This is a genomic window from Pseudomonas sp. FR229a (genome assembly GCF_030209115.1).
In the GTDB taxonomy this organism is placed as follows: domain Bacteria; phylum Pseudomonadota; class Gammaproteobacteria; order Pseudomonadales; family Pseudomonadaceae; genus Aquipseudomonas; species Aquipseudomonas moraviensis_A.
In genome coordinates, this window is sequence record NZ_JARVSP010000019.1 from 42,562 (window position 1) to 49,864 (window position 7,303).

Annotated in this window: 6 protein-coding genes; 2 read left to right on the plus strand and 4 right to left on the minus strand. The window is 59.9% G+C overall.

Features of this window, described 5'->3' with window-relative positions; all coding sequences use genetic code 11:
- Positions 1–303 precede the first annotated feature (303 nt).
- The 4 genes from QRN33_RS14955 to QRN33_RS14970 form a co-directional block, all read right to left on the minus strand.
- Positions 304–885, minus strand: a complete 582-nt coding sequence (locus QRN33_RS14955; RefSeq protein ID WP_252881252.1) for an IMPACT family protein — start codon at positions 883–885, stop codon at positions 304–306.
- Positions 886–892: 7 nt separating this feature from the next.
- Positions 893–1,543, minus strand: coding sequence for a TetR/AcrR family transcriptional regulator (locus QRN33_RS14960; RefSeq protein ID WP_024011475.1), 651 nt, complete (start codon positions 1,541–1,543; stop codon positions 893–895).
- An 88-nt stretch (positions 1,544–1,631) separates the two neighbouring features.
- Complete coding sequence (locus QRN33_RS14965; protein ID WP_285409210.1) at positions 1,632–3,020, minus strand: uracil-xanthine permease family protein; 1,389 nt, start codon at positions 3,018–3,020, stop codon at positions 1,632–1,634.
- Between the two features lie 140 nt (positions 3,021–3,160).
- Positions 3,161–4,081 carry a LysR family transcriptional regulator gene (locus QRN33_RS14970; RefSeq protein WP_042609778.1) on the minus strand — a complete coding sequence of 307 codons (921 nt, stop codon included), beginning with the start codon at positions 4,079–4,081 and terminating at the stop codon, positions 3,161–3,163.
- A gap of 137 nt (positions 4,082–4,218) precedes the next feature.
- On the opposite strand from QRN33_RS14970, the gene aptA reads away from it, so the two are divergent.
- Complete coding sequence (gene aptA / locus QRN33_RS14975) at positions 4,219–5,568, plus strand: omega-aminotransferase AptA (RefSeq protein ID WP_042609779.1); 1,350 nt, start codon at positions 4,219–4,221, stop codon at positions 5,566–5,568.
- A gap of 75 nt (positions 5,569–5,643) precedes the next feature.
- The gene (locus QRN33_RS14980) at positions 5,644–7,137 is read left to right on the plus strand and encodes a CoA-acylating methylmalonate-semialdehyde dehydrogenase (protein ID WP_285409213.1); all 1,494 of its coding nucleotides are present in this window, start codon (positions 5,644–5,646) and stop codon (positions 7,135–7,137) included.
- Positions 7,138–7,303: the final 166 nt, after the last annotated feature.

The following is a 7,303-nucleotide window of genomic DNA, read 5'->3' on the forward strand; positions in this document are numbered from 1 at the left end:
AGGCCGGGCATAAGCACTGCACTGCTTTCTTCTAATGGTGATAAACGACAGTAACTGTTTGTTTTTACGGTGGATTTCCGTTTCGTCGGATCAATTGAACGAAAAGTGAACAAATCGCGCAAAGCCGCATGACAGAAGGGTTACAGCGGTATGTACTCAGGTTATCCACAGTCGGGTGCACAGCAGGTGTGGGCAACTTGCTAATTGGGGAATGCCCTAAAAGATCGCAGCCTTCGGCAGCTCCTACAGTTGGAATGCGGGACCCCCGTAGGAGCTGCCGAAGGCTGCGATCTTTTGATCTTCTCAACGCTGCAACAGAATCCGCCCACGACTCAGATCAGCCAACTGGCTCTGCAGCAATTCAATCTGCGCCTCACCCACCGCCAACCTCAACTCAACGCCATTGGCGGTAAAGTTTTCCTCCACCACCAACCCACCCAGGTCCGCCACGCGCAACTTCACCAGTGCCAATTCGGCAAATCCGCAGGCGCAGCTCAGGGGCACGCGGCTGATCAATTCGACTTTTTCCGCCGCTTGCAGGCACTTGTTGGCGCCGCCGCCATAGGCTCGGGCCAGGCCGCCAGTGCCCAATTGGATGCCGCCGTACCAGCGGATCACCAGGACTGCGACCTGATCGCAGTCCTGGGCTTCGATCGCTGCCAGAATAGGGCGCCCGGCGGTGCCGCCCGGTTCGCCGTCGTCAGTGCTGCGATACTGCGCCCCGAGTTTCCACGCCCAGCAATTGTGCGTGGCGTTCAAATCGCTGTGCTGCTCGAAAAATGCCTGCGCGTCGGCGGGGCTGCCGATCGGCGTCGCCAGGGTGATGAAGCGGCTTTTGCGAATCTCTTCGCGGTACTCGCAAAGACCGCTGAGGGTGAAAGGCATAAACGTCTTATAGAGAAGGAGTGAGGCCGCAGCCTTTGAGAATGATGCGGATCAGGTTGTTGCCGGCGTCTTCCATGTCCTGCTTGGTCAACTTGCTGCGCCCGGTGACCCGGCAGATCTGCGTGGCGAAGTCGGCATAGTGCTGCGTGCTGCCCCACAGCAGGAAGATCAGATGCACCGGATCGACCGGGTCCATTTTGCCTGCATCGATCCACGCCTGAAACACCGCCGCGCGCCCGGTGAACCAGGCGCGGTAATCCTGATTGAAATATTCACTCAGGCATTCGCCGCCACTGATCACTTCCATGGCGAATATCCGCGAGGCCTGGGGCTGGCGCCGGGAGAACTCCATCTTCGCGCGGATGTAGCGGGTCAGCGCTTCGGCCGGATCATCCTCGGCGGTGAGGGTGTTGAAGGTGCTGTCCCACAACTCGATGATGTTGCTCAGCACCGCCACATACAAACCGAGTTTGTTGGTGAAGTAGTAATGCAGGTTGGCCTTGGGCAACCCGGCATTCTGCGCGATGGTGTTCATGCTGGTGCCTTTGAACCCGTGACGGGCGAACTCGTCTTCGGCGGCTTTGAGAATGGTCTCTTCGTTCTTCTGACGAATGCGGCTGGCGGGTTTGCCGCCGTGGGCTGGGACTTCAAAGGTCATAGGCACTTCCGGGATTGTCTGTGGGTGCAACCAGTTGCGTTGATAGCGCACCCACAGGCATCCGACAAGTCCTTGCGCGGAAAAACAGTTACGCCTGTTCGATCTTGTTCAATGGCGCGGGGCTTTTGGCCGCCGCAGTTTTGCCTTCCGGCAACAGCAGACACAGGAAGATTGCCGTCAGCCCGCCGCTGGTGATCGCCGAGTCGAACAGGTTCTGCACCAGTTTCGGCAGCAGGTGCAGCAGGTTCGGTTGCGCAGCGATGCCGAGGCCAACGCCGAACGAAGTGGCGATGATCAGCATGCTGCGCCGGTCCAGCGGTGACTGCGCGAGAATGCGCACGCCCGCCGCCGCCACCGCGCCGAACATCACCAGCGTCGCACCGCCCAGCACCGGTTTCGGTATCTGTTGCAGCACCGCGCCGATCATCGGGAACAGGCCGAGGCAGAACAGGATCGCGCCGATGTACAGGCCGACGTAGCGGCTGGCGACGCCCGTCAGCTGAATCACACCGTTGTTCTGGGCGAAGGTCGTGTTGGGGAACGCGCTGAAGGTCGCCGCGATCATGCAGCTCACACCGTCACCGAGCACGCCGCCACGCAGGCGACTTATATAAGAAGGGCCGCTGATGGGCTGGCGGGCGAGCATGCAATTGGCGGTGAGGTCACCGACGGTTTCGAGGGTGCTTATCAGATAAATCAGCGCGACCGGCAGGAAAGCTGTCCAGTCGAAGTTGAATCCGAACTTGAACGGCGTAGGAAAACTCACCAGCGGCAAGTCAGGCAATGGCTGCGGCAGCAATTTCCCGCTGAGCCACGCCGCGAGACTGCCGAGCACCAGTCCGATGATGATCGCCGACAGCCTTACCCACGGCGTGTTCGAGCGGTTGAGCAGAATGATCGTCAGCAGCACAAATACGCCCAGGGCGAGATTGCCCGGCGCGCCGAAGTCCGGCGCATTGAAGCCGCCACCCAGATCGGTAATGCCGACCTTGATCAGGCTTATGCCGATCAGCGTGATCACAATACCGGTCACCAGGGGGGTCACCACTCGGCGCAACTGGCCGATGAAACGGCTGAGCACGATTTGTACGATCGCGCCGAAAAAGCACACGCCGAAAATCATCGCCAGAATATCTTCAGGGCTGCCGCCGCGTTGCTTGACCAGAAACCCGGCGGATAGCACCGCGCCGAGAAAAGCGAAACTGGTGCCTTGCAGGCAGATCATCCCCGCGCCAATGCCGAATGGCCGCCGCGCCTGGATAAAGGTGCCGGCACCCGAAACCATCAGCGCCATGCTGATCAGATACGGCAGATGCGCCGTCAGCCCGAGCGCCGAGCCGATGACCAGCGGCGGGGTGATGATGCCGACGAAACTGGCGAGCACGTGTTGCAACGCGGCGAGGATCGCGGCGAGTGGTTTGGGACGGTCGTTGAGGCCGTAGATCAGTTCACTGGACGAATCGGAATCTGGCTGCATGGCGCTGGGCTTCTTCAAGGATCGGATTTGATCCTGCTCTGCAAAAAGCTGTCCACTTGCTCAACTTATTCTCTCTGTAGGAGCTGCCGAAGGCTGCGATCCCTTGATCTTGCTGTACTTCACCAATGTTGCGGTCCCTATCAACGCGTAGCCGCCAGACTCTCCAAAAAGCTTTCCAGCACCAAATGAGGGCGCCGCCCCTTGCGCGTGACCGATGCCAGACTCAAATCATAAAAACGCGTGTCAGCCTTGAGCGCACGCAACCGCCCTTGCTGCACCCAAAGGCTGGCGTAGTGATCCGGCAGATAACCGATATAGCGCCCGGTCAGAATCAGAAACGCCATGCCCTCTCGATCCGACGCACTGGCGGTGCAATTGAGCGCCTGATAATGCGCCTGAATTTCTGCTGGCAACCGGAAGGTCGGCGCAATCGCGTCCTGGCTGTCGAGACGTTGATCCTCGAGCTGTTTATCGTCGACATAAAACAGCGGATGCCCCACCGCGCAATAAAGCAGCGAACGCTCGCTGTACAACGGCTGATATTCCAGTCCCGACAGCGCACTGGCCTGCGGCACCACGCCGACGTGCAAACGTCCGTCGAGCACACCTTGTTCGACTTCGTTTGGCGCAATCATGCGAATCTGGATCTGTACATCCGGCCCACGCTCCTTCAGTTGCGCGAGGGCGTGGGTGATGCGCATGTGCGGCAGGGTGACGAGGTTGTCGGTCAGGCCAATGATCAATTCACCCCGCAGGTGTTGGTGCAGGCCGTTGACCTCGGTGCGGAAACTTTCCAGCGCACTCAAAAGCTGCAGTGCCGACTGATACACCTCGCGACCTTCCTCGGTCAGGGAAAACCCGGCCCGCCCGCGTTGGCACAAGCGCAGGCCAAGGCGCTGTTCCAGATCGCTCATCTGCTGGCTGATCGCCGAGCGTCCTATGCCGAGCACGGTTTCCGCTGCTGAGAAGCCGCCACATTCCACGACGCTGCGAAAAATCCGCAGCAGGCGTATATCAAAATCACTGACCTGGGCCAGCGGATCGGGGCGGCGGCTGCTCATTTATTGTTCTCTTTGTTTAGCAAAGATCTAACTGAAGGTTAGAAGAGTTGAATTTCACCGACTTTATCGCCGTGGCAATTTAGCTGCAACAACGCTTTCCCTCTCCCTGACGCTTATGCCCTGCGAGGTTTTGCCCGATGAACATGCCTGAAAACGCGCCGTCGCCACTGGCCAGCCAACTGAAGCTGGACGCGCACTGGATGCCGTACACCGCCAACCGCAACTTTCAGCGCGACCCGCGTCTGATCGTCGGCGCTGAAGGCAGCTGGCTGTTCGACGACAAGGGCCGCAAGATCTACGACTCCTTGTCCGGTCTGTGGACCTGCGGCGCCGGGCACACCCGCAAGGAAATTCAGGAAGCCGTTTCGAAACAACTGGGCACCCTCGATTACTCGCCGGGTTTCCAGTACGGTCATCCGTTGTCGTTCCAGCTGGCTGAGAAGATCACCGAGCTGACCCCGGGCAACTTGAACCATGTGTTCTTCACCGATTCGGGCTCCGAGTGCGCCGACACTGCGGTGAAAATGGTCCGTGCCTACTGGCGTCTGAAAGGTCAGGCGACCAAGACCAAAATGATCGGCCGTGCCCGTGGCTACCACGGCGTGAACATCGCCGGCACCAGCCTCGGGGGCGTCAACGGCAACCGCAAACTGTTCGGTCAGGCGATGATGGATGTCGATCACCTGCCGCACACACTGCTGGCGAGCAATGCCTTTTCCCGTGGCATGCCGGAGCAGGGCGGTATCGCCCTCGCCGATGAACTGCTGAAGTTGATCGAACTGCACGACGCTTCCAACATCGCTGCGGTGTTCGTTGAGCCGATGGCCGGGTCGGCTGGCGTACTGGTTCCGCCGCAGGGTTACCTCAAGCGTCTGCGCGAGATCTGCGATCAGCACAACATCCTGCTGGTGTTCGATGAAGTGATCACCGGTTTCGGTCGTACCGGCTCGATGTTCGGCGCCGACAGCTTCGGCGTGACCCCGGACCTGATGTGCATCGCCAAGCAAGTCACCAACGGCGCGATTCCAATGGGCGCGGTGATCGCCAGCTCCGAGATCTACCAGACCTTCATGAACCAGCCGACGCCGGAATACGCGGTGGAATTCCCTCACGGCTATACCTACTCGGCGCACCCGGTGGCGTGTGCCGCTGGCCTGGCGGCACTCGACCTGCTGCAGAAGGAAAACCTCGTGCAGAGCGTCGCCGAAGTCGCGCCGCATTTTGAAAACGCGCTGCATGGCCTGAAAGGCTCGAAGAACGTCATCGACATCCGTAACTACGGTCTGGCCGGCGCGATCCAGATTGCCGGGCGCGACGGCGACGCGATCGTGCGTCCTTTCGAAGCGGGCATGGCCTTGTGGAAAGCCGGGTTCTACGTACGCTTCGGCGGCGACACCCTGCAGTTCGGCCCAACCTTCAACAGCAAGCCGCAAGACCTCGATCGTCTGTTCGACGCGGTCGGCGAAGTGCTGAACAAGCTCGACTGATTTTCCTTCTATATATACCTACACAACCGGGCGCTCCTTTACGGGTGCCCGTGGACCAGAATTCAGGAGTGTTCGATGAGCGTTATCCCGCATTTGATCAATGGCGAACTGGTGACCGAAACCGGTCGCGCGGTGGATGTCTTCAACCCGTCGACCGGCCAGGCGATCCACAAACTGCCATTGGCCAGCCAGGCCACCATTCAGAAAGCCATCGATGCCGCCAAAGCCGCGTTTCCGGCATGGCGCAACACGCCACCGGTCAAGCGCGCGCAAGTGATGTTCCGTTTCAAGCAACTGCTGGAGCAGAACGAAGCACGCATCTCGCAACTGATCAGCGAAGAGCATGGCAAGACCCTGGAAGATGCGGCCGGTGAATTGAAGCGCGGTATCGAGAACGTCGAGTTCGCCTGCGCCGCCCCGGAAATCCTCAAGGGCGAGTACAGCCGCAACGTCGGCCCGAACATCGACGCCTGGTCGGACTTCCAGCCGTTGGGGATTGTTGCCGGTATCACTCCGTTCAACTTCCCGGCCATGGTGCCGCTGTGGATGTATCCGCTGGCGATCGTCTGCGGCAACTGCTTCATCCTCAAGCCATCCGAGCGCGATCCAAGCTCGACGCTGCTGATTGCTCAGTTGCTGCTGGAAGCCGGGTTGCCGAAAGGCGTGATGAGCGTGGTCCATGGCGACAAGACTGCGGTGGACGCGCTGATCGAAGCGCCGGAAGTCAAAGCGCTGAGTTTCGTCGGTTCGACACCGATTGCCGAATACATCTACGCCGAAGGCACCAAGCGCGGCAAGCGCGTGCAGGCACTGGGCGGCGCGAAGAACCATGCGGTGCTGATGCCGGACGCCGATCTGGACAACGCGGTGAGCGCACTGATGGGCGCGGCTTACGGCTCCTGCGGCGAACGCTGCATGGCGATTTCGGTAGCCGTGTGTGTTGGCGACCAGGTCGCGGACGCGCTGGTGGCGAAACTGGTCCCACAGATCAAGGCGCTGAAAATCGGTGCCGGTACGTCGTGCGGCCTGGACATGGGGCCGTTGGTTACCGGTCAGGCGCGTGACAAGGTCAGCGGGTACGTGGACGACGGTGTGGCGGCGGGCGCGACCCTGGTGGTCGATGGTCGTGGTCTGAGCGTGGCCGGTCATGAAGAAGGCTTCTTCCTCGGCGGCTGCCTGTTCGATAACGTCACCCCTGAGATGCGCATCTATAAAGAAGAAATCTTCGGACCGGTACTGTGCGTCGTTCGCGTCAACAGCCTGGAAGAGGCGATGCAACTGATCAACGATCACGAATACGGCAACGGCACCTGCATCTTCACCCGCGACGGCGAAGCGGCGCGGCTATTCTGCGACGAGATCGAAGTCGGTATGGTCGGCGTCAACGTACCGCTACCGGTGCCGGTGGCGTATCACAGTTTCGGCGGCTGGAAGCGTTCGCTGTTTGGCGACCTGCATGCGTATGGTCCGGATGGCGTACGCTTCTATACCCGTCGCAAGGCGATCACCCAGCGCTGGCCACAGCGTGCGAGCCATGAGGCGTCGCAGTTTGCATTCCCTAGCTTATAAGTAGCTGGAAGTGCAGAAGGCCGACCTCGCAGGTCGGCCTTCGCGTTTACGGGGCTTTTTTGACTGATATGACAGAAATATGAAAATAGGTGTTGACGGCAGATTCCAGAAGTCTATAATTCGCCCCACTTCCGGCGCAGTCGAAACGGAAAACTCCTTGAGATTC